19 protein-coding genes are annotated in these 21,221 nt (G+C 38.6%); 13 read left to right on the forward strand and 6 right to left on the reverse strand.

The window, feature by feature from the left end; all coding sequences use genetic code 11:
* The 5 genes from IE130_RS01720 to IE130_RS01740 all read left to right on the forward strand — a co-directional run bounded on the left by IE130_RS01720 (position 1) and on the right by IE130_RS01740 (position 4,921).
* Positions 1 to 1,059, forward strand: a complete 1,059-nt coding sequence (locus tag IE130_RS01720) for a DUF1365 domain-containing protein (RefSeq protein ID WP_227676100.1) — start codon at positions 1 to 3, stop codon at positions 1,057 to 1,059.
* A gap of 132 nt (positions 1,060 to 1,191) precedes the next feature.
* Positions 1,192 to 2,586: an SAM-dependent methyltransferase gene (locus IE130_RS01725; RefSeq protein ID WP_189580785.1), complete on the forward strand. Its 1,395-nt coding sequence runs from the start codon at positions 1,192 to 1,194 to the stop codon at positions 2,584 to 2,586.
* A gap of 76 nt (positions 2,587 to 2,662) precedes the next feature.
* Entirely contained in the window at positions 2,663 to 3,073 is a 411-nt protein-coding gene (locus IE130_RS01730; RefSeq protein ID WP_189580797.1) for a DUF2177 family protein, read from the forward strand.
* Between the two features lie 138 nt (positions 3,074 to 3,211).
* Complete coding sequence (gene truC, locus IE130_RS01735; protein ID WP_189582469.1) at positions 3,212 to 3,982, forward strand: tRNA pseudouridine(65) synthase TruC; 771 nt, start codon at positions 3,212 to 3,214, stop codon at positions 3,980 to 3,982.
* Positions 3,983 to 4,054: 72 nt separating this feature from the next.
* On the forward strand, positions 4,055 to 4,921 hold the full coding sequence (locus IE130_RS01740; RefSeq protein ID WP_189580799.1) for a hypothetical protein: 867 nt from the start codon (positions 4,055 to 4,057) through the stop codon (positions 4,919 to 4,921).
* 84 nt (positions 4,922 to 5,005) lie between these two features.
* Here IE130_RS01740 and ampC read toward each other — a convergent pair whose 3' ends face one another.
* Positions 5,006 to 6,181: a class C beta-lactamase gene (gene ampC, locus IE130_RS01745; protein ID WP_189580802.1), complete on the reverse strand. Its 1,176-nt coding sequence runs from the start codon at positions 6,179 to 6,181 to the stop codon at positions 5,006 to 5,008.
* A gap of 487 nt (positions 6,182 to 6,668) precedes the next feature.
* On the opposite strand from ampC, the gene IE130_RS01750 reads away from it, so the two are divergent.
* The 3 genes from IE130_RS01750 to IE130_RS01760 all read left to right on the forward strand — a co-directional run bounded on the left by IE130_RS01750 (position 6,669) and on the right by IE130_RS01760 (position 9,397).
* On the forward strand, positions 6,669 to 7,223 hold the full coding sequence (locus IE130_RS01750) for an acyl-CoA thioesterase (protein WP_010200010.1): 555 nt from the start codon (positions 6,669 to 6,671) through the stop codon (positions 7,221 to 7,223).
* A gap of 65 nt (positions 7,224 to 7,288) precedes the next feature.
* The gene (locus IE130_RS01755) at positions 7,289 to 8,425 is read left to right on the forward strand and encodes a cation diffusion facilitator family transporter (protein WP_189580804.1); all 1,137 of its coding nucleotides are present in this window, start codon (positions 7,289 to 7,291) and stop codon (positions 8,423 to 8,425) included.
* A 417-nt stretch (positions 8,426 to 8,842) separates the two neighbouring features.
* Positions 8,843 to 9,397, forward strand: coding sequence for a DUF2059 domain-containing protein (locus tag IE130_RS01760; protein ID WP_189580806.1), 555 nt, complete (start codon positions 8,843 to 8,845; stop codon positions 9,395 to 9,397).
* Between the two features lie 125 nt (positions 9,398 to 9,522).
* Here IE130_RS01760 and dps read toward each other — a convergent pair whose 3' ends face one another.
* Positions 9,523 to 10,005, reverse strand: a complete 483-nt coding sequence (gene dps, locus IE130_RS01765; protein WP_189580808.1) for a DNA starvation/stationary phase protection protein Dps — start codon at positions 10,003 to 10,005, stop codon at positions 9,523 to 9,525.
* 409 nt (positions 10,006 to 10,414) lie between these two features.
* Between dps and uvrB the strand changes: the two genes are divergently transcribed.
* The 3 genes from uvrB to IE130_RS01780 all read left to right on the forward strand — a co-directional run bounded on the left by uvrB (position 10,415) and on the right by IE130_RS01780 (position 15,386).
* Positions 10,415 to 12,526 carry an excinuclease ABC subunit UvrB gene (gene uvrB / locus IE130_RS01770; RefSeq protein ID WP_189580810.1) on the forward strand — a complete coding sequence of 704 codons (2,112 nt, stop codon included), beginning with the start codon at positions 10,415 to 10,417 and terminating at the stop codon, positions 12,524 to 12,526.
* Between the two features lie 88 nt (positions 12,527 to 12,614).
* Complete coding sequence (locus tag IE130_RS01775; protein WP_189580812.1) at positions 12,615 to 14,084, forward strand: AbiH family protein; 1,470 nt, start codon at positions 12,615 to 12,617, stop codon at positions 14,082 to 14,084.
* Between the two features lie 249 nt (positions 14,085 to 14,333).
* Positions 14,334 to 15,386 carry a pyridoxal phosphate-dependent aminotransferase gene (locus tag IE130_RS01780; RefSeq protein ID WP_189580814.1) on the forward strand — a complete coding sequence of 351 codons (1,053 nt, stop codon included), beginning with the start codon at positions 14,334 to 14,336 and terminating at the stop codon, positions 15,384 to 15,386.
* A gap of 149 nt (positions 15,387 to 15,535) precedes the next feature.
* On the opposite strand, the gene IE130_RS01785 is transcribed toward IE130_RS01780, so the two are convergent.
* Both IE130_RS01785 and IE130_RS01790 read right to left on the reverse strand, forming a co-directional pair.
* Positions 15,536 to 16,462: a hypothetical protein gene (locus IE130_RS01785; RefSeq protein ID WP_189580816.1), complete on the reverse strand. Its 927-nt coding sequence runs from the start codon at positions 16,460 to 16,462 to the stop codon at positions 15,536 to 15,538.
* 150 nt (positions 16,463 to 16,612) lie between these two features.
* On the reverse strand, positions 16,613 to 17,206 hold the full coding sequence (locus IE130_RS01790) for a hypothetical protein (RefSeq protein ID WP_189580818.1): 594 nt from the start codon (positions 17,204 to 17,206) through the stop codon (positions 16,613 to 16,615).
* Between the two features lie 67 nt (positions 17,207 to 17,273).
* Here IE130_RS01790 and IE130_RS14115 point away from each other — a divergent pair, with 67 nt between their 5' ends.
* Together IE130_RS14115 and IE130_RS01795 are read left to right on the forward strand one after the other, a co-directional pair.
* Complete coding sequence (locus IE130_RS14115) at positions 17,274 to 17,570, forward strand: IS630 transposase-related protein (RefSeq protein WP_308430249.1); 297 nt, start codon at positions 17,274 to 17,276, stop codon at positions 17,568 to 17,570.
* The gene (locus IE130_RS01795; RefSeq protein ID WP_264997140.1) at positions 17,521 to 18,069 is read left to right on the forward strand and encodes an IS630 family transposase; all 549 of its coding nucleotides are present in this window, start codon (positions 17,521 to 17,523) and stop codon (positions 18,067 to 18,069) included. The genes IE130_RS14115 and IE130_RS01795 overlap by 50 nt, the downstream gene beginning before the upstream one ends.
* A gap of 27 nt (positions 18,070 to 18,096) precedes the next feature.
* On the opposite strand, the gene IE130_RS01800 is transcribed toward IE130_RS01795, so the two are convergent.
* Together IE130_RS01800 and IE130_RS01805 are read right to left on the reverse strand one after the other, a co-directional pair.
* Positions 18,097 to 19,077, reverse strand: coding sequence for a hypothetical protein (locus IE130_RS01800; protein ID WP_189580821.1), 981 nt, complete (start codon positions 19,075 to 19,077; stop codon positions 18,097 to 18,099).
* A 1-nt stretch (position 19,078) separates the two neighbouring features.
* Positions 19,079 to 21,208, reverse strand: coding sequence for a LysM peptidoglycan-binding domain-containing protein (locus IE130_RS01805; RefSeq protein WP_189580824.1), 2,130 nt, complete (start codon positions 21,206 to 21,208; stop codon positions 19,079 to 19,081).
* Positions 21,209 to 21,221 lie beyond the last annotated feature (13 nt).

Below are 21,221 nucleotides of genomic sequence, written 5' to 3' on the forward strand. Positions count from 1 at the left end.
ATGACGACCCCAGCGCATCCGTCTCACGCAATGCCAGAGCATGAGTTACCTTGTACCTCTGACAGCTTGCCGCACCAGTTATTTCATGGGACTACGTGGCACAGTCGGCTACTGCCAAATGTGCATAAGTTTGTGTATCCGTATCGCTATTGGGGTGTCAATATTAGCGCGTTAGCAGCAGGGCAGGCGCTTCCTGAAGTCGATACAGCAGGCTTTGGTAAACGTAAGCGCTTAAAAGGACTGCCATTATTCTCCACAGGAAAAAAGGCGTTACAGCAGTTTTATCCTGATGATTATTTACAAGGCATATCACAAGAATTAAGTTCGCAAGAGCCAAATAGCCTAAGTGAAAATAATGATCCAAATGATGCCAAAAAATCGCTCAATATAGATGCTAAAAACAGTAAAGAAGCTAATAATAGAGTAGCCAACAATAAATTAGCTAACGTCAGTAGCTATCAAAAGCTTGAGCAAAGACTGCATCAGGCTTTTATGACCCATGCTGGTAGCGCGCCAAGTGGTGACATGCTGGGCTTGGTCGTTTGCCGCAATGCTGGCCTATACTTTAGCCCCGTAAATTTTTATCTGGGCTTTAATGAGCAGCAACAGCCAACGCATTTATTGGCTGAGGTCTCTAATACACCATGGAATAAACGTCACTATTATGGATTCCCATTAGATGGAACGGATACCGAATTCTGCCATGACAAAGACTTTCATGTCTCACCATTTAATCCTATCGACCAGCTCTATCGCTGGCAGGTTCAGGTTAAACAACAGCCAGATAACTGCTTACAAGTGCGCATTGCCATCGATATTAGCGACGAGCGGGGAGAGGTGCTAAAGACTGGGATCAAGATGTCTGGCGTACCAATGACCGAGGCAACGGTGCGTGATAGCTTGCGCAAAAATCCGCTGATGAATATGACGTCGTTAACGCGTATTTATTGGCATGCTTTTAAGCTCTATGCGATTAAAAAAGTGCCTTATATTAATTATGATGAAAAGCTAGCCGATAGCAAACAGCAGCAAGCGGCTAATAAAAAAGACAGTGTTTAACCAGCGCAAAGTTAACATTCAGTATCAATGTAAAACTCAGTACAGAATTGAAATCAAGTTTCAGAATTAAGCCACGCGACTTCAAGAGCCTAATGTCCAAACATAAGGCCTTTAGATAAGGATAAGTAGACGATGTCAGCACGACCGACCAACAGAAATCCAGCTTCGACATTAGGAAGATTTACCGCACGTATTAATAAAACCGTCAATGACAGTGCCGTATTGCGACCAGTCAATGACCGTATTAATAATTTGGCACGAAAGTTAATCTTTCGCGCGTTAAAGCACGTGCAGTTCGGCAGTATTACGTTGATCGAAGCATTCGATGAGCACGCGCCTAAAGAGCAAAGCTTTGGTAGCAAAGCCGCTGAAGGGATGAGCAGCTCAGCAGTGGGTCGCCATCCTTTAAATGTGACTTTGATGATTCATGATAGTGCCGTCTATCGTCAGCTGCTATTTGGTGGCTCGATTGCCCTAGCAGACAGTTATATCAATGGTGAGTGGGATACGGATGATCTTACCGGCTTGATTCGACTGGCAGCGCGCAACTTAGCCGTGCTTAACCAGTTAGAAAACCGCTTTGCTGCGGTCAGCAAAACTTTTGAAAAAGCCAAGCACCGACTGCGTAGTAATGATAAATCTGGCTCAAAATCTAATATCTTAGCGCATTATGATTTGGGCAATGATATGTATGAGCGGTTTTTAGACGATACCATGATGTATTCGTCGGCAGTATATCAGTCGCCTGATACGACACTGAGCGATGCCCAGCAACATAAGCTAGCACTTATCTGTCAGCGTCTACAACTGAGCGCTGACGACCATGTCATTGAAATCGGTACTGGCTGGGGCGGTTTCGCTATTTATGCCGCCAAGCATTACGGCTGTCATATAACGACAACGACCATTTCAGATGCGCAGTATAACGAGGCACAGCAGCGAGTCGAAGCTGCTGGACTGTCTGATAAAATCACCCTTCTCAAGCAGGATTATCGTGAGCTGACTGGGCAGTATGACAAATTGGTCAGTATCGAGATGATTGAAGCGGTCGGGCATGAATTTTTACCGACGTTTTTTGCTAAGTGTAATAGCTTGCTTAAGCCAACAGGGCTGATGGTGCTGCAAGCGATTACCTTTAATGATCAGAACTATCAAGACTATATCGATTCAGTCGACTTTATCCAGACCCATATTTTCCCAGGTGGTTGTCTATTGTCCAACCAAGAGCTCAATACCCAGTTTACTGAGCAGACCGATATGGTTATCAAGCAATTGCATGATTATGGTTTTGATTATGCTTATACCCTGCGTGATTGGCGCACAGCTTTTATGGCGCAGCGTAACGAAATCAAAGCACTCGGTTATGATGAAGCCTTTATCCGCTTGTGGGAGTTTTATTTCTGCTACTGTGAAGGCGGGTTTTTGGAGCGCACCATCGGCGTGGTACAGGTAACAGCGGTCAAACCAAATAACATCGATACGCTGCATTTTTCTGATTTGCCAGCGGCAGACAAGGTATTCGCTTAACCTATTGTTTGACACAAGGTTGCGTGTTGGTGCAAAAGCGTCTAATGCTGAGCAACCCTTATAAAAGGATATTATTATGGCTTACGTATTTATCTATCTGGCTGCTGTTGTCATATTTTTGGGCGTTGATGCGGTTTGGCTTACGACCATGAAAGGGGCTTTTTATGAGTCGCGTATCGGTCATCTATTGGCTGATGAGCCCAATATGACGGCCGCTGGCGTGTTTTATATGTTTTATATATTGGCACTCTGTATATTGGTTCTGTATCCGCAAATCAAGGCAGGAGCGTCTGTTGGTCATATTTTCTTACTGGGTGGTCTGATAGGACTGATGGCATATGGAACTTATGACTTTACCAATTTAGCTTTGTATAAAGGGTTTACCTTAGATACCGCGTTAGTAGATTTTGCGTGGGGCGGAATTTTAACTGGCTCAGTGAGCGCTATCGTTGCTTGGCTGGCGTACCGTTTTCATTGGTTGAGCTAACCATCATTTATATACTGACTATTTCTCTGAAATACAGTCCAAATTTATTAGGGCAATAAAAAGGGTATATATAAAAGACAGTAGATATATAATTACCATATTTAAAATAATAGTATTTAAAATATGAGCATTGAAAACATGGATATCGAAAGTGACACCATCAATCAAATCGCTAACCCAATAGAAATTATCTATGAAGATGAATTTCTGGTGGCGATTAATAAAGAGGCGGGTCTATTGGTGCATCGCAGTTGGCTGGATAAAGGCGAGACCCGCTTTGCCATGCAACTCACCCGTGATGCGGTAGGTTGCCATGTATTTCCGGTACATCGGTTAGACAAGCCGACATCAGGCGTATTGTTGTTCGCCAAGAGCTCAGCCGTGGCGCGCAGTCTTACCGAGGCTTTTACTGCGCATAAGGTTTCTAAGCAATACTTAGCCGTAGTGCGCGGCTTTATGCCAGAGCAGGGCACCGTTGATTATGCATTAAGTTTTAAGCCCGATGCCATTGCCGATAAATTTGCCAACTTGGACAAGCCCGCTCAAGAGGCGGTGACCCATTGGCAGAGCTTGGCTCAAATTGAGCTGCTATTTGCGGTGTCAAAAAAGCATGAAACTAGCCGCTATAGTCTAATGCGCTTAACCCCCGAGACCGGTCGCAAGCATCAGCTGCGCCGGCACATGAGACATCTATTCCATCATATAGTGGGCGATACCAGCCACGGTGACGGACGGCACAATCGATTTTTTCGTACTCAATACGACTGCGCACGTATGCTGCTACATGCCCAGACTTTAGCGCTCAGCCATCCGGTCACTGGTGAGCCATTATTGCTAAAAGCGGGATTAGACGATCAATGGATGAGTATCATGGAAGCGTTTTCTTGGGTAGAGAGCGCTGAAGTTTGAGCCGCGTAAAGTTTAGGTTCTGTCTTATAAAATCATTTCAAAATAGTCGAAATACTGGTATGGAGTTCAGCCATGTTAATTTTTCATTTAACATCGTCATTGCCAGTAATTAAGACGGCAGTGATTTCTACTTTACTAATCGGTACTGTCCAACTGATGATAGGCTGTGACTCACAGCCCTCATCTTCGAATAATGACGGCACTGCGCAAACGAATACTGTAGATAAAGACATGGCTAAGAATGATGAGATGTCTGTCAATCCAGCGCTTACAGATACGAGTGTTATGGATAAAGAACAAACTAACGAAGCAGCAGATATAGCTAATGAGCAAACCGTCAGCCCGTCAGGGTATCAAAAGTTAAGCTTCGGTCAGGTTATTACCCCTGAGCTGCTAAGTAGCCTAGGAATGACCAAAGCAAAGAGCGATAACAAACAGTGCTATTACGTCAGTAATCCGAAACTGAGCTATGTCGATAAAAAGTACGGTGAACGTGCTTCTGTGCTATATCAAATCATAGATGGTAAAGTTGCCCTGATCAGTATTCAGGATCCAAGCATAGCGTTTTATAAAGACATCAATATTGGCAATTCCGCTACAGACGTTATGAAAGCACATAATGACGAGCTTAGCTACGAGGTCGATAAATATGCGGTTGATGGTGATTACTATAGCCTGATTGCTAACATCAATTTCAAAATGACAAAAGAAAGCCCACTTGGAGAATCATTAAGAGACGAAAATATTGAGCTTAAGAATAAAGAGTACAGTTTGCCCCTACAAATTGAATATCATATCAAGGGCGGTCAAAAGCTGAGTGATTCTACGATTAAGGCGTCTGAGTGGACAGCAGACAATAAAAATCTATTAAAAGGTGAGGTAGAAAGCATCGATATCGGTATACCAGAAGCGATTTATTTGGTCGAAGGGTGCTCTTAAAAGTTGAATGTAAAAACCCAGCATCTAGCTGGGTTTTTTATGAAAGGCTGTTTTCTATAAGGTTGCTTTGTGACTCAAGATTAATTAACGAGTCATCGCACTCTCTAAAATCGTATAGGCTGCTTTGACCCTATCTGCATTTGGATAGTTTTTATTTGCCAAAATGACAATGCCTGATTTTTCGGCAGGAATATAAGCAATATATCCACCGAACCCATTAGTAGCACCTGTTTTGTTGACCCAGACGTTATTTAAGACAGCCGTTGGATGATTGTCTATTGTAATGGTTTGAGGCTTTAGCACCACATCCATTGAGTTACCTTCGAGTAAGGTATCTAGCTGAGTAGGATAAGGGTACATCTCCCATCCTAACCCTTGTGTAAAAGTGCTCGCCTGATAGTAACCTTTTCTATTATTATTTAGTGCTTGCTGAATATCTTTATCCAGCGGTACTAGCCCCATATTCGCCGCCATAAAATGCGTCATATCTTTAATGGTGGATTTAATGCCATAGGCTTCAGCGTCTAACATGCCAGGATTGACTCGGATAGCATCGCCAGCAGTGTTATAACCAAATGCATAATCAGCCATCTTGTCACTAGGCACATTGATAAAGGTGTTGGGCATATTGAGTGACGGCAGTATTTTTTCTTCCATCAATTGTGTGTAATCAGCGTCCATGCTCAATGCCGATATATAGCCAAACAGACCGATACTGGCGTTGGAATATAAACGCTTTGAGTTGATAGGGAATACAGGCTGCCAAGATTTATAGTAACGGAGCAACTCTTCATTGTTTTTGACGTCATCAGGGACTTGTAGCGGTAGACCACCAGCTGAATAGGTGGCTAGGTTTATAAGCTTGGTGTTGCCAATGGCGCTGTTTTTTAGGTAAGGAATATATTTGTCAGCGGTATCTTCTAATGCAAGTGTGCCATTTAATTCTGAATAACTGGCTAAGGTAGCAGCAAACGTCTTACTAATTGAGCCTAGCTCAAAAATAGTGTTTTCTGAGACAGGTATTTTGGCTTTCTTGTCAGCCAAACCATAATGATAGAGATGTGATTTACCATCAACAATAATACCAAAAGCCATTCCTGAAATATTATGCTCATTCATTAGTAATTTGGCTTGTTGATCAACTGTGCTCTTTAGATGGTCATTGTTATCTGCTGCTTGTACGGTTCCAGATAGTAATGATGCTGTCACTAAAGCGGTAAGTCCGACTTGATTTAACAGGGTTTGAAAGGGTTGTTTCATTATAGGGTTTCTCATTTATTCTAATAGATGTATTAATAATTTAATGCTTATGCAAATAGCGCTTTGCTTTCAGTTCGGGTATACCGTTTTACATTATAGTCAGTGAAAAGCAGTATCGATACATCACGCACTGCTAATATCAATTTTTCTTGCTTGCTGTGCCTGTGCAGACAGAGGCTACGAAAAATTAATATCAGCAGTATCGTCGCGTTTTTGAGGTATTTTGACTATATCTCAGAGCACGGAATCCCCGACAATTTTGGCGATTCCGTACCGTTGATTGGATCTTTTAAGGTATACCCAAGTGGAACCAGTGATTTCACCCTTTAAACCTATTTACAAACCACTCAAAATAGACTGCTATAATGGAAACTATTATAATAGACTATGAGAATGGTTATCTTTATAAAAAATTACTGAAGGCAAGTGATCAAAACCCGTTTGGTCGCTCAAGGCCAATAAATTTTAGAACACCGTAAGGAATGTTATGCCCCAGTACAATACTACCTCCACCGCCAAAAAAGCCCCTTTGAACCATGAACTATATATGACGGTGCTAATGACCCCTGATATGGCAAATTTCATCGGCAATGTACACGGTGGTGATTTACTCAAAATGCTCGATCAGGTCGCTTATGCCTGTGCCAGTCGCTATAGCGGCAACTATGTGGTGACGCTATCGGTTGATCAGGTGATGTTCCGTGAGCCAATCTATGTGGGTGAGCTGGTGACCTTTGCCGCGAGCGTCAACTACGTGGGTAGAACGTCGATGGAAGTGGGCATACGTGTCGAAGCAGAAGATGTGCGGGCGCGTACGGTTCGTCATACCAATAGCTGCTACTTTACGATGGTCGCCATCGATGACAATGGCAAACCAACTCCTGCGCCGCCGCTTGATATCAAAAATTTGATGCAGCAGTGTCGTTTTGATGCAGGCTTAGAACGTAAGAACCTACGTATGCAAAGCTCACACCGTCCTAGCTGTGATATTGAGAATATGATTGGTGAGCTAGCCAGCAGTCATGACAATCAAGCTAAGTAACATGACACAGTAGCCAAGGGTTTCCAGCTTAGTGGTTAAATATTCGCTATTTTACTGAGACTATTATGAGTTTGAAGCCATCAAAAACCCATTCAAATATTCCTACTCTTACTCCTAATCAGTCAGTACGCCGCAATAGTCGTGCTCGAGGTGCTGGTACGCTCATTAACGACGCCACTTCTGATGGTAATTCTCGTTCCGGCTTTGATGGTTCTAAGTCAGCAACCAACAAAGAAGAACAGCATTCTGCCTCATTGACGACGGTTTTGATTGCCGTCGGGGCCAACCTCATCATTGCTATTGCCAAAACTGTAGCGGCGTTTATGACAGGTTCTGCTTCTATGATTGCAGAGTCAGCACACTCTTGGGCAGATGCAGGTAACGGCACTTTATTAATTGTCGCCGAAAAAAAATCCGTCAAACCTGCTGATGAAAGTCATCCGCTCGGCTACGGTAAAGAGTCATACGTCTGGTCGATGATTGCGGCATTTGGCGTCTTTATGGCGGGTTCCATTGTCTCCATTTATACTGGTATCACCGAGTGGAATGCGGCTGAGAGCGAGACCGACTATACCATTGGTTTTATTATATTAGCAGTCGCCTTTGTGCTAGAAGGCTTTTCGTTGGTGCAGGCGTACCTGCAAAGTAAAAAACATGGTGAAGCGATTAATGTCAGCGCTATTGGTTATGTGGTCGATACGTCGAACCCCACTTTACGCGGTGTATTTTTTGAAGATTTAGCGGCTGTAGTTGGCTTGGTTATCGCTGCGGCTGCGATGGGTATGCATGCTTATACCGGACAGCCCTTTTGGGATGCGCTAGGTTCTATCGTCGTCGGGCTATTATTAGGCGTGGTCGCTATCTTTTTGATCAGCCGTAATCGGGATTTTTTGATTGGTTACAAGGTGTCTGATAGGATGCATTCCTATGCGTTGAGCGAGCTGCTCAATCATGCAGATATTGATAGTGTTTCTTACTTACACCTAGAGTGGGTGGGACCCAAGAAAATATTTATGGTGGCGGCAGTAGACATCACTGGCAATCAAAAAGAAAAAGAAATCGCGCAAAAATTTGAAGACATTGAAAATTTGTTTCGATGTAATCCTATCTTTCAAGAAGCTATTTTGACACTGTCTGTACCCAATGCCAAAACGTTATCTTTGCCGGAAAATTATTTGGCTAATAAACAAGATTTTGCATGATAGTCTAGATGACGGTGCTATTAACAACTACTATGGCTAAATCTTGCCAAACTGCGTCAAATAGCTGGTCAATATCCTGATATTATCTGCGCTCTTTTCCTTGGTTGGCTGCAATTTATCTCATTTGCATCACCATTTTCAAACTGAGGACACGCCCTAGTCGTTCTAGGTTAGACTTTATCGTCGATGGATGCCTAGTTTGGTAAGATTTTATCTATCAGCAGTCCTAATATTTGAAGGTTCAATAGACTCCAGTTACTCTTAACTATACGGGTCTAATAACTATACGGGTCTAATAACTATACGGATCTAATAACTATACGGATCTAATAACTATACGGATCTAATTCGAAAAATTAGGCTAAGATAACAACGATAATTAGCAGTAAAAACTAGATACTAAAATAAGGTGATAATATGACATATATTTTGAAAAATACTTTGGTGTCTCTGACGTTTGGTTTAAGCGTCGCTACTATGATGGCAGTACCGACGCTCTTTGCACAGGCTGCGGTACCTACTGACAAGTCAGTGAGAGAGTTAGTAAATGTCACACATTTGAATGAAACAATTAAACAGATGTCCTCGAAAGATAGTTTACAAAAAATAGTTAATGACTCTATGTTGTCTAGCCTTGTGACTGATGACATGAGTACTGCCCAACGTCAAAAACTAATCAAAGTTTTTTCTAATTATAGTAGTAGTATATTTGATGATGAGTATATTGAAACTATCAATGAGGCACAAATTCAAGCGTATGTTAGTGCTGTAAAAAAGTATTTTACTCAAGAAGAAGTTGACGCTCAAATCGATTTTTACGAAAGCGACTTAGGGGCTAGCATAATAGAAAAGCAGCCTATTATGATGCAAGAATATGCGAAAGATGTCAGAGCTATTATGACACAGAATGTTTCAGCCGAGCTAAAGAAAGCTTTGCCCATTATGATAGAAGAACTAAAAGCCCTGAAATAGAAAATGGTAGAATATGCGTGCATAAAAAAAGGTCACCCAATCAGGTGACCTTTTCTATTTTTACTTCATATAATACTTCGCACTTAATATAATAACGTTAATAATCAACTAAATTTTTAACGGTATTATTTCCTTGGCGCATTTGCACCGATGAACCATGCATCTTTATCAATAATACGGCTGGCTTCTGTAAATAAATCAGCTGTGTCTTCATCGCCTGCATCACCAGCAGTAGCGATCGCTTCTCTCAAAGCTTCCGCGACTTTCTTGTAGCGGCTCGTCAGCTCGCGAACATGTTGATCTACTTCGGTAATGTCAGTAGGGTAATCGTCTAAAATAGATTCTTTTACCACGCGACTGGCCAAACCATTTGGCTGACCACCTAAGATTACAATACGTTCTGCGATAGTATCTGATACTTCAAGGATACGATCTGATGTGTCATCTAATAATTGATGCACACCGATAAAGCCAGTACCTTGTAAATTCCAATGGCATTGTTTGCCATCTAAAGTTAAATCAATGACATTTGCTAAGTTAGCGTTTAACACATCGATCATTTTTTTGGCAGTTTCATCGGAAATTCCACTTGCGTAACGTTCTCTCATATCTTACTCCGTTATGTATTTTGTTTTATTGAATTAAATAGGTCACTTGTTTCTTATTTGGTTTTTGTATTAGTAGTGCTTGTTGATTCGTTATGAATAATAACAGCTTAAATCTGTGATGGAACCCTTCAGTGTTAGGCTTTATGAGGTGGTCGTGTAAGGAGTTTGTTAACCATGAAAATCTTTGTAATTTTATTCAAGATTGTGTGAGTTTTTTATAACAATATAAGATTTATCACCTAATAAAAAATTGATTCTTTGATAAAAAATATCTTTATACACTTACACTTCGGGCTGTGGAATATCGTTGTAATCATAAGATAAGCCTCGTCACTATCCGTTAAAAAGCCTTTAAAAACCGCTGCTCAGACCCCATATTGTTATAAACCTCAAGAAGAAGAAAGCCATTATGCGTATGCCCGAACCGCGCTCATCGCGTCAGTTAAACCAATTGGCCACTCAGCTCCAAGGCGAAGCTGAAATTAGTGGTGTTAATGCGTCAGGGACGCAAATATCGAGTCGTGCCTTTGAGATGGTCACCGATTTTGAACCAGCAGGGGATCAGCCACAAGCGATCAAAAAGCTGGTCAATGGTATTAATTCTGGTATGAATGAGCAGTTGTTATTGGGGGTGACGGGTTCTGGTAAGACTTATACCATGGCCAAGGTCATCTCTGAGACTCAGCGTCCGACGATTATCATGGCGCACAACAAAACCCTTGCCGCTCAGCTGTATGGTGAATTTAAGTCGTTTTTCCCGAATAACGCGGTGGAGTACTTCGTCAGTTATTATGACTATTACCAACCTGAAGCTTATGTCGCAGCGAGTGATACCTTTATCGAAAAAGATAGCGCCATCAATGATCATATCGATCAGATGCGTCTGTCAGCGACGCGTGCTCTATTAGAGCGCCGTGATGCGATTATTGTAGCTTCTGTATCGTGTATTTATGGTTTGGGTGATCCTGAAAGTTATCTAAAAATGCTACTGCATGTCGTGGTCGGTGATCAGATAGATCGTACCGCTACCATTAAACGTTTGGTTGAAATGCAATATACGCGCAATGAGCTAGATTTTGGTCGTGGTACATATCGCTTGCGTGGCGAGCTGTTAGATATCTATCCTGCTGAATCTGAGCAATTGGCTGTTCGTGTGCATTTATTTGACAATGAAGTGGAAAAAATCACTTGGTTTGATCCTTTAACAGGTAAGACGGTACGTAGCGTGCCACGTATTACTATTTATCCAAAATCGCATTATGTGACGCCGCGCAATAAACTAGAAGCTGCCAGTCATACGATTCGCGCTGAGCTAGAGCCGCGTCTAGAATATTTCCGTGATAACAATAAGCTGATAGAAGCACAACGTCTCAAAGAGCGTACCCAATATGACCTTGAGATGATACAGCAGCTTGGCTACTGTAATGGCATCGAAAACTATTCGCAGCATCTCTCTGGCCGTCCATCAGGGGAAGCGCCGCCGACGTTGTTTGATTATATTCCAGAAGATGCACTGCTGTTCCTTGATGAGTCACACGTGACCGTCTCGCAAATTGGCGCGATGTATAAAGGCGATAGATCACGTAAAGAAAACCTCGTGAATTACGGCTTTCGTCTGCCAAGTGCCATGAACAACCGCCCGATGAAGTTTGAAGAGTGGGAGCGTATCAAGCCTAAGACCATTTACGTTAGCGCCACACCAGCATTATATGAGCTTGAGCATAGTGAGCAAGTCGTTGAGCAAGTCGTCCGTCCAACGGGTTTGATTGATCCTGAGATTGAGATTCGTCCTGTATTGACGCAGGTCGATGATGTGTTATCAGAGATTACCAAGCGCCGAGAAAAAGATGAGCGCGTATTAATTACCACATTGACCAAACGCATGTCAGAGGATTTGACCAATTATCTAAAAGAATATGATGTCAAAGTTGCTTATCTGCATTCTGACATTGATACCGTTGAGCGTATGCAGATTATCCATGAACTGCGTACAGGCGTGCATGATGTACTGGTCGGCATTAACCTATTGCGTGAAGGGTTAGATATGCCAGAAGTATCATTGGTCGCGATATTTGATGCCGATAAAGAAGGCTTTTTGCGTTCTGAGCGTGCACTTATTCAGACCATTGGTCGTGCTGCGCGTCATATCAATGGTAAAGCTATTCTTTATGCTGATCGCATTACCAACAGTATGCAAAAGGCGATAGACGAGACCGACCGTCGCCGTGAAAAACAAGTGGCATTTAACCTTGAGCATAACATCACACCGAAAGGTGCGCGTCGTAGTATTACCGATAAAATTGATACGGGCGACGATCAAAACGCCAATGACAATCAAGTGATTCCCATCAAGAGCAATCTGCCTGATGTGGATATTAGTATCTTACGCAGTCCTGATTTGCTAGCCAAAGAAATCAATCGTCTTGAAAAGCTTATGAAACAGATGTCTCGTGACTTGAAGTTTGAAGATGCCGCGAAAACGCGAGATAAAGTGCTTGAATTAAAGGCGCATTTGATTTAGATGGTAAGGTTTAGAATATAAAAACAGTAGGCGGGTTAACGGATAGTTAGCTCGCCTTCTTTTTGGATGATAAAAAGGAGAATAAAAATTGGACACAAAAAGAATATTCGTACTAGGTAATGGTTTTGATTTAGCTCATTATCTGCCAACTGCATATGTGCATTTCATGGATGCAATGATGGTTGTGGAATCTTGGAAAGAAGAAAAAGAGCTTGGTTTTGATCATTTATTTCAGAAATATATTGCAGGACAATGTTCTGATAGAGACAAGGATTTTTTTGGCAAGACTAAGGAGTTGTATAAAACAGATGACTTGAGGTTGTCGATTGATACTGTGAAGGATTTGCAAATAAAGTTAAAAGATAACGGCTGGTTTCAGCATTTTAAGCATCATTTAACTGGTGTAGATACGTGGATTGATTTTGAGAACGAAATCGAAAGTTTACTGGTGAAAATGTGTGATTTATTTGAAATGAGTTTCGATGAAAAAACAATTGGTTACTTCACAGATAATACAAGTTTATATTCTAATATTGATAATGAAACATTGACTATAAAAGCTACAGATGTATTAGCTGACAATTATCGTCAAGTCAATAAAGCATTTTTTGATAATTTTAAATTGCAAACGACGTTTGTGCAGAACACTTTAAGAAATTTTCATTTGATAGATGATTTATATTTTAAAGCTGAGGATACATATAATCCAAATAGTTTTCGTTCGAATACTATTGAACGTAGTGGAATAAGCTTAGAGGAATTTAAAGAGCTAAAAGAGAGTAATTCACCTTATGCCAGAAGAGTCACCAAGGAATATTTCAAAAACGTTATAGATATAAATTTTCTAAAAAAGTACTCTGATAGCTATTTAGAGTTTGAAGGTAATAAGGTATTAAGACAAATTCTAAGCCATTTAGATGGCTTTAATGATATTTTTAAGATGTATATCATGCTAGTAGTAAATCAGCTTGAGCCAATAAATGAGTTTGTAAGGTTTGGTGACTTGAATAAGAATCTACAAGCAATATTTACTTTCAATTACTCTAACTCATTTGAACGTTTGTACTCTGATGTCAAATTATTGACTATTGATAAGGTTCAATATGTTCATGGCAGCACTAACAGTCGTAAAATTGTATTAGGTATAAGTGATCTGGAGGATGAACGTCTTAGAAAATATAAAGTTTATGGTTTTGTTAAAACTCATCAAAAGTTAATTAATGATACTGACTACCAATTCCTTGACCATGAAGATCTAAATATTAAACGTGTATTAGGTCAATCTCTAAGTGATGTGCCTTATGAAGTTATCTTTTGGGGTCATTCTTTAGCTGATTCAGATGCAGAGTATATCAAAGCTGTGTTTGAGATGAATGCTGATGAAAAATTACCCAATGTGAAATTAAGAGTTTGGTGTTTCCAAAACGATCCTCATGAACCGTTAGCTAACTTGATTCACATTGTTTCTAAGGAAGTTATAGAGCGTTGGATGAAGAAAGGTTGGCTAGTATTTGAAGCCGCACCCGATATCTATGAAGAGAATAAAAAGGCTGAATGACCATAGCTTGAAAGTGTTTTTTAATAATTTGCGTCCTATATTTTTCATAGCAGTATAGGTGATGACAAGTCACAGTCTCTTGTGTTGAATTGAACCAATATTAGGACTAAAAGGAAGGGTTTTATAGATATAAATTAATAACTAAAATTTGGTTGTAACAAAACTTGTGTTTATACCAAATGCCCCTTAATATGATATCAATGAGCAATATGAACTTATAACAACGGACGTTGAGGCACATAATCCATCATGCAAAATAACAAATTCTTAGAATTAAATGCGAATGAAAACTCACTAGGCATGTCAGACTCTGCCAAACAAGCCATTATAGAGTCTTTAGGTGAGGGCTTTCGTTATCCAGATAATCCACGCGCTGCGCTCATTAGCAAAATTGCCACCATCCATGGTGTGGCAGAAAACCAAATCTCATTAGGCAATGGCTCGACTGAAAATATGCGAGCGGTCATACAAATGCTGCAACACAAAGCCTTAAAAGAAGGTAAAGCATTCCAGATGGTCATTCCGGTACCAACGTTTGATTGTGCAGAGATGTATGCAAATTCTATTGGCGTGCCGGTAGTTAAGATACCATTGACCGCTGAAAACTATGATTATGATTTTGATGAACTACAAAGGGCTGCTGACGATTTTGATGGCATCAGCCTACTTTATATTTGCAATCCAAATAATCCAACTGGCATCATTACATCAACGGAAAAACTCAAAAATTGGGTAAGTAATGCACCAGATAACCATTACTTTTTATTAGATCAAGCTTATTTAGAGTACGTGACAGATCCAAGCTTCGAGAGTGGGATTGAGTGGTTAAAACAAGGAATATCCGACAACCTCATTGTTATTCATACTTTTTCAAAGTTATGTGCCTTAGCCGGTATGCGAGTGGGCTACGCGATTTCTAACCCGCAAGCTATTGAGACTGTCGAAGCGTTTATGTCTATGGACAATACCAACTTATCAGGTGCGGTTGCTGCCATTACGACGTTGAATGATGCAGCGTTTTTAGCGCTAAGTTTGCGCAATACCAATCAATCACGTCAAATGATCGAAACAGTGTTAGATGAACTTGGACTTCGCTACTTACCATCACAAACTAACTTTATCTTTCATGAAATAAAAGGCGATTTAAAAACTTATATCGATAGAATGCGAGAGAGTGGCATTAAGGTTGGTCGCGAGTTTCCACCTGTCATAGGCTTCAATCGCTTGACGCTTGGCACCCCTGATGAGATGGAGGTGTTTATAAAGGTGTTAAAAGAATTTCGTGAAAAAGGTTGGGTTTAGCGCCTGTATTGAAAGGTTGGTAAGTTTAAAGCCAGCTGAATTTGAAAGACGGTATTGTGAGAATTTGACTTTGTCAGGCATTGCAGCCTGACTCAAGTAAATCTGTCTCCGATATATTCGGGGCGGTTCAAGAAAAATAAGCTCTGAAATTAGAAGGGACAGTCAATCGGCTCTTCATTAGCTAAAAAAGCCATTTGGTAGTTATAGGTATCATTAACACATATCTCTGTTTCGTTAACAGTTTCAAACTGATCTGCGATCATATATATAGAATGGCTAAAGTCTATAACCTGTTGGGGCGAGCGCAAATCTGTGGCCAAGTTATCAGCAGTAAAGTGAATTTTAGCGATATTGTCCTCAATTTTGACTATGGAGCTATTGTTGCCAAAATTACTTGACTCAAATCCTAGTTTTTGTTCTTCTGGCGTTAAGCCGTTCAAATATTCTTGGATGCTGTTTTTGAGTGGCGATGCTTTATCTACATATCGAATAACATAGCTTGATTTATCTAAGTTTGAATTCTCAAAATAAACTTTTACAGCTAGTTTATTTTTGACTGATTTCTTATTCATTGTATCAAGATATTTTTTATAGTTTTCAACATGAGTTTTACCACTAATAGGTTCACGCAAATCTAAATGACGAGGCTCTAAATCAACTCCTCCTTCATCTTTGAAAGGAAATAGGAAGTATTGATCACAATCCTTTTCGTAACATCCAAAGCTGAATTTAGAGCCATTATTACATTCTGCATGACCGTAAGCTCCAGCATTTAAGGTAACATTACAAATGCTTTTATCTACTTCAATATCTTCAAATGTCATTTCGCAGGTTGTAATAGAATTCATGACGTAAATGTTTCGAGGTGACTCTTTGGTGAGCATTGGAATCAAATGTTTGATATCATCCTTAGCTAATGACCACAAGATACCCTTTTTAGGTATATCGTTCTTAATTGTAGTATCTGAGTCAACGCATAAGGTTTGGTAAACTTCTGTATCCTCCTGACATGCAGGTAAACACAGAGTGATTAATAATGCACTTACAGTCTTATAAATATTCTTTGATAAGTTCATAGACTGTTTTTCTTTTATCTTTAATTTAGTGAGAATTTTGGTTGATTCAGTATATCAATGCACTGCAAGTAGTTTAAAAATATGTTTAATAAAGAATTAACTATAGCTGCCTTATTGAGCTGTGCTAATATTCGAAAAAGATTTAATAGTTTAGATTCCTAAAATGTTTCCTGAATTGTTCACTTTATAATTTTTAGATTTGTCATTAAAATTAATTTCTATATTTTTATAATTTTCGCTAATAGAAAATCTTCTATCAGAATTATCAGCTGAACCTATCTTTCCGATCAATAGTTTATCAATTATTTTTTTATTATAAGTAACTATCGTATATTCTTCAACATCTGTCATATTTCTAGCTAAAATATAGACTTCTATGTCATTTATATTTGGAAGTTTTAATATAGTGTCTATATATTTGATATCAGCGTAGCCTTGCTTTAAATTAATAGGCAAAACCTTAATATCATAAGTTGGAAACCTATTTTTACAAAAAGTATTATCATTTTCCATATTGCAATTTGTGTAACTATTAAGCGTTAACGGAAGTTTTGTTTCTTTGATTATCTTACTTTCGTCCGAATTGGATGCTTCCATTTTAATATAACTAACTTCTTTATCTACTTCCTCTATGAGTTTTGAATATTTATTTTTATCTTCATTATTAACTATTGTCTTTCCACTAATTGCTTGAGGCTGTGAGATATCAAAGTTACATCCTACAATAAATAAAGAAAATGACATTATTATAAAGACCATGACTTACTCACTAGATTTTCGTAAACAAGTTCTTAAAAGTATAGATGACGGCATGACCTTTGCTGAAGCTGCTATTTTCTATAATCTCAGCCCAACCACCATACAAAACTGGAAGAGACTTGTTCATAGCAGAACGACTAGGCAAACCAAACCCTATAAAATACTAGATGACGTGCTACTTAATGATGTCAAAGAACATCCTGATGATTACCAGGATGAGCGAGCACGTCGTTTAAACTGTAGTAAAACAGGCATTTATCATGCCTTAAAGCGCCTTGGTATCAGTCAAAAAAAAGACCTTGGAACATCCAAAAGCGTGTCTGATAAAAAGAGCGAAGTATCGGAGTAAGCTTAATAGCTTTACGCAGCAAGGCTACCCCATTGTGTACATGGATGAAAGTGGCTTTGAGGCTGAAACTATTCGTCCTTATGGCTATGCACCGATAGGCAAACCTTGTATTGATAGCTACAACTGGCAAGCAAAAAAACGAACCAACGTCATTAGTGCTCTGTATGAAAAGATGTTGTTTGCACTGAATTACTTTGAACAGAACATTAACAGCAATATATTTTATGATTGGTGCAAGTTCACACTTATTCCAAGCCTTAAAATCAAATGCGTGATTGTCATGGATAATGCCAAGTTTCATAAAAATAAACGTATTCAAAAGCTATTGAACAGGCATGGTTATCGTATTCTTTGGCTGCCGCCGTACAGCCCAGACTTGAACCCTATCGAAAAGAAATGGGCACAGGTGAAGTTTCTACGTCAAGGCTGGATGCAAAATGACTTATCTAAATTGTTTTATGATATTTGTCCTGGCCATAACAGTTTTATTTTGAACTGACTATAGTTAATTATAAGAAAATATAACTTACTCTAAATAATAATCGCATTCTCTATGTTCTTTCACCAGCTGATTATTTTTTTTATAACGATAGTCACAATCTACTAGTTGAAATTGAGTATTATCATTCTCTAAATCTAACTTAAACTTGTATGTTAGAATTTTTTCTTCACTAAAATTAAATTGAGAATTTTTTAATCTGGGTAAATTATTGAAACTTATTGTATAAATTCCATTTTTTACTTTTACTTCATCTAAATACACTTCATCTCTTTCATAATCATTTTTTTTCGTAACTCCAGTACGCTTGATATCTTGTCTGACGCAACCTTCAGGAAAAAACTCCACAAATTTATTTACCTTTTTATTATAAATAAACAAACAAGAACTCCATGCATATTCTTCAGGACGCAAAGTAGAACCCTCACTTTCAATATGGAGTAATGAGATATTAGTGTCAGAATAACTTGAGCTTATGTGAATATATTCTTTGTTCTTAAAACTAACGTTAAGTTTCTTTTTATTTTTCCCTGATAAAAAATATACATCGAAGTTATTATTAAATACTTTTCTAAGTTCTTTTTGGTCTTCGTTAATTGTAGGGACTTGAGTAACTTTAATATTATCTGAATTGGTTACAATGGCAATTGGTTTAGAGTTTTTATTTGAAGGATCTTCTGAATGTATTTTAACTAATAGTTTCTTATTATATTGACTAAGAGGATAGTCTATTGCACGAATAAAAATGTCATCAGTTACTTCAAGATTAACATTATCTGATAAAGGATCAATATCAAGTATATTGGTAACTTCATTGCTAACAGTCTTGTGAACATCATTGTATGATTGTGCTATAGAATTTTTATTCTGACTTTTATTCTGATTTATAAGATTACTTTCAGATTTTCTATCTGATAATTCTTCACTATTTTGCTTCGCTTCACCAAAACTACAAGCAGTGACGCTGAGGCAAATACTCATTGATAAAAAAAGTAATTTAATATTCATTTTATTGGACTCCGTTTTCAATAGTCGAACAATTATCTAATAAGGGAAAAGGATCATAACGATATTTAAGTCCTGTTGCGCCTAACGATTTACTTACTTCATCTCTGACTTCAAAGTGAAGGTGAGAACCCTTAGATATTGAGGTCATACTTCCTGCATTGCCTGAATTACCACTAAGACCAATCGGCTGGGAAATATCTTCAACTAACTCATCTTTGTCAACTTTAATTTTGTTTAAATGGCAATATATGAAATATACAATATCTTTTTTAAAATCGAGTTTATTTCTTAGTATATTCTTTTTACTTACTGGTAGATCATCAACATTACACTGTAAAATTATCGAATTACCATAGCTACTATATGAAGTGGCAAATACGATACGTCCCTTACAAACTGCGTATACGGGACTGTTGAGAGCTGCTTCTAAATCATTTCCCTGATGTAACTTTGAATGACGCTTGGAAGTTCTACCGTGTCTTGATATTTCATTTGTAGCTAATGCTAAATTTTCTTTGCTATATTTATTGCTTTTATAAGTTAATGGAGCAGAACCATAACCGAAACGTCTAACTTGGCAGGTATCAAGTGGATTTCGCCATTGATTCCCTCCACCCACATTAGTAGTGCTTTTTGCAGGAGCAGGAGCAGGAGCAGGAGCAGGAGCAGGAGCAGGAATACATTTTTCATTACTCTTACTTTTATATGAAACACCTTCCAAAATGACAATAATAGCGTCAAGACTATTTATACAGATATTATCAGAAATTTTATGCATAAAATTTTTAACATTTATGTACGAATCAATATAATCTCTAATCCAAGTTTGATAAGCTTTCACACCATTTTGATTAGCTTCTTTCATATACTTTTTAAACTTGTCTTTTTCCCCTATTTGTATAATGAGTTTTTTTCTCATTAAGCTACTACTTGTGTACTCATTTTTTATTAGTCTTTCAGAACCTGATGGTCCATCATGATGAGCAAGATAAGCTATCTTAGCTAAATCAGCTTTACTAGTGATTTTATTAATAGGTAAACGTTTTCCTAGAGTCTCAAGATTCATTTTAGCGTAGACCATTCCTGCATCAATCGAAAGTTCAGGATTATATTTAAGTTTTAGAAATTTCGCATCTGTAAGCTTAGGATGCTTTTGTTTGTACTTATAAAGCAGTGAGTCAGACCTTTTGGAAATGTCACGCCAAGTACCATCTAACATTTGAGTCATACCGCCTGCTGATGTTGTACTATTCTGAGAATCTGCTTTCCAACGACCTTTCAATGAACCACTGCCTATTTTTGCTGATTCTGCATTAATTATTGCAGCTGTAGTAGGAGCATCAAAGCCATGCCTTTTAGCTGCACTAATTATAAATTGACGATATATTTCATTATTTGGATGAAGTTTTAAATTTTCGTCATTATAAAAATCTGCTACTACATGGGTTGGAGTGCCGCCATCTGTACGAATTACTTCATTGTGATCTTTTACAGAAGAGTTTTGATTATTAGTCTTTGTTGGAGCTTTACTTGATGTTTTGGACTTATCAGTTTGAGTGCTTTTATTGCCATCCAACTGACTTTCAACTTCTTTTTGAACAGGAGGAGTTGGTTGTTGGTTTTCTTTTTCCAAGACTTTACTTAAGTCTTTGAGCTTTTCTAATTGATGCCCTTTTTCTGGAAGATTACTCCCAGAAACTTTCATCATTCTTGAAGTTAAAGTCAAACTTTTTTTCCCTAAAGGAAGAATAGTGTGATGAGAAATTAATTGAAACTTTTTATGGATATTTAAAAAATAGATCTTGATACCTGCATGTCTATCTTTGATCAAAATATCTTCTGTTATACTTTTAGTAATTGCGATATTTTCGCATTTACTATCATATTCGAGTTGAAGAGTAGCTTTATTGATAGGTTTAAAAGCAGAGTCTAAAAGTTTTATTCTTAAAGTCGTATCATAACTTTCACTTTCGTCAAGGTGTAAAAATATTTTTTGACCAATACTTAATTGATGTATTTTCTTACCCTTAATATTATTCCAATCAGCTAACTGTTTGACACTAACGCCATAAAATTGACCTATGCCCCAGAGTGTGTCACCTTTTTTTACAATATGTGTTTTTTTAGTCATTATACAGCCTTAA

Source organism: Psychrobacter glaciei (genome assembly GCF_014652895.1).
GTDB lineage: Bacteria > Pseudomonadota > Gammaproteobacteria > Pseudomonadales > Moraxellaceae > Psychrobacter > Psychrobacter glaciei.

Excerpts from the sequence above, each read along its gene's own strand:
- uvrB (WP_189580810.1), top strand. The coding sequence starts at position 10,415 with ATGCGTATGCCCGAACCGCGCTCATCGCGTCAGTTAAACCAATTGGCC.
- IE130_RS01740 (WP_189580799.1), top strand. The coding sequence starts at position 4,055 with ATGTTAATTTTTCATTTAACATCGTCATTGCCAGTAATTAAGACGGCA.
- IE130_RS01750 (WP_010200010.1), top strand. The coding sequence starts at position 6,669 with ATGCCCCAGTACAATACTACCTCCACCGCCAAAAAAGCCCCTTTGAAC.
- IE130_RS01780 (WP_189580814.1), top strand. The coding sequence starts at position 14,334 with ATGCAAAATAACAAATTCTTAGAATTAAATGCGAATGAAAACTCACTA.
- IE130_RS01730 (WP_189580797.1), top strand. The coding sequence starts at position 2,663 with ATGGCTTACGTATTTATCTATCTGGCTGCTGTTGTCATATTTTTGGGC.
- dps (WP_189580808.1), bottom strand. The coding sequence starts at position 10,005 with ATGAGAGAACGTTACGCAAGTGGAATTTCCGATGAAACTGCCAAAAAA.
- IE130_RS01785 (WP_189580816.1), bottom strand. The coding sequence starts at position 16,462 with ATGAACTTATCAAAGAATATTTATAAGACTGTAAGTGCATTATTAATC.
- IE130_RS01755 (WP_189580804.1), top strand. The coding sequence starts at position 7,289 with ATGAGTTTGAAGCCATCAAAAACCCATTCAAATATTCCTACTCTTACT.
- IE130_RS14115 (WP_308430249.1), top strand. The coding sequence starts at position 17,274 with ATGACCTTTGCTGAAGCTGCTATTTTCTATAATCTCAGCCCAACCACC.
- IE130_RS01760 (WP_189580806.1), top strand. The coding sequence starts at position 8,843 with ATGACATATATTTTGAAAAATACTTTGGTGTCTCTGACGTTTGGTTTA.
- IE130_RS01800 (WP_189580821.1), bottom strand. The coding sequence starts at position 19,077 with ATGAATATTAAATTACTTTTTTTATCAATGAGTATTTGCCTCAGCGTC.
- ampC (WP_189580802.1), bottom strand. The coding sequence starts at position 6,181 with ATGAAACAACCCTTTCAAACCCTGTTAAATCAAGTCGGACTTACCGCT.
- IE130_RS01805 (WP_189580824.1), bottom strand. The coding sequence starts at position 21,208 with ATGACTAAAAAAACACATATTGTAAAAAAAGGTGACACACTCTGGGGC.
- IE130_RS01720 (WP_227676100.1), top strand. The coding sequence starts at position 1 with ATGACGACCCCAGCGCATCCGTCTCACGCAATGCCAGAGCATGAGTTA.
- truC (WP_189582469.1), top strand. The coding sequence starts at position 3,212 with ATGGATATCGAAAGTGACACCATCAATCAAATCGCTAACCCAATAGAA.
- IE130_RS01790 (WP_189580818.1), bottom strand. The coding sequence starts at position 17,206 with ATGTCATTTTCTTTATTTATTGTAGGATGTAACTTTGATATCTCACAG.
- IE130_RS01725 (WP_189580785.1), top strand. The coding sequence starts at position 1,192 with ATGTCAGCACGACCGACCAACAGAAATCCAGCTTCGACATTAGGAAGA.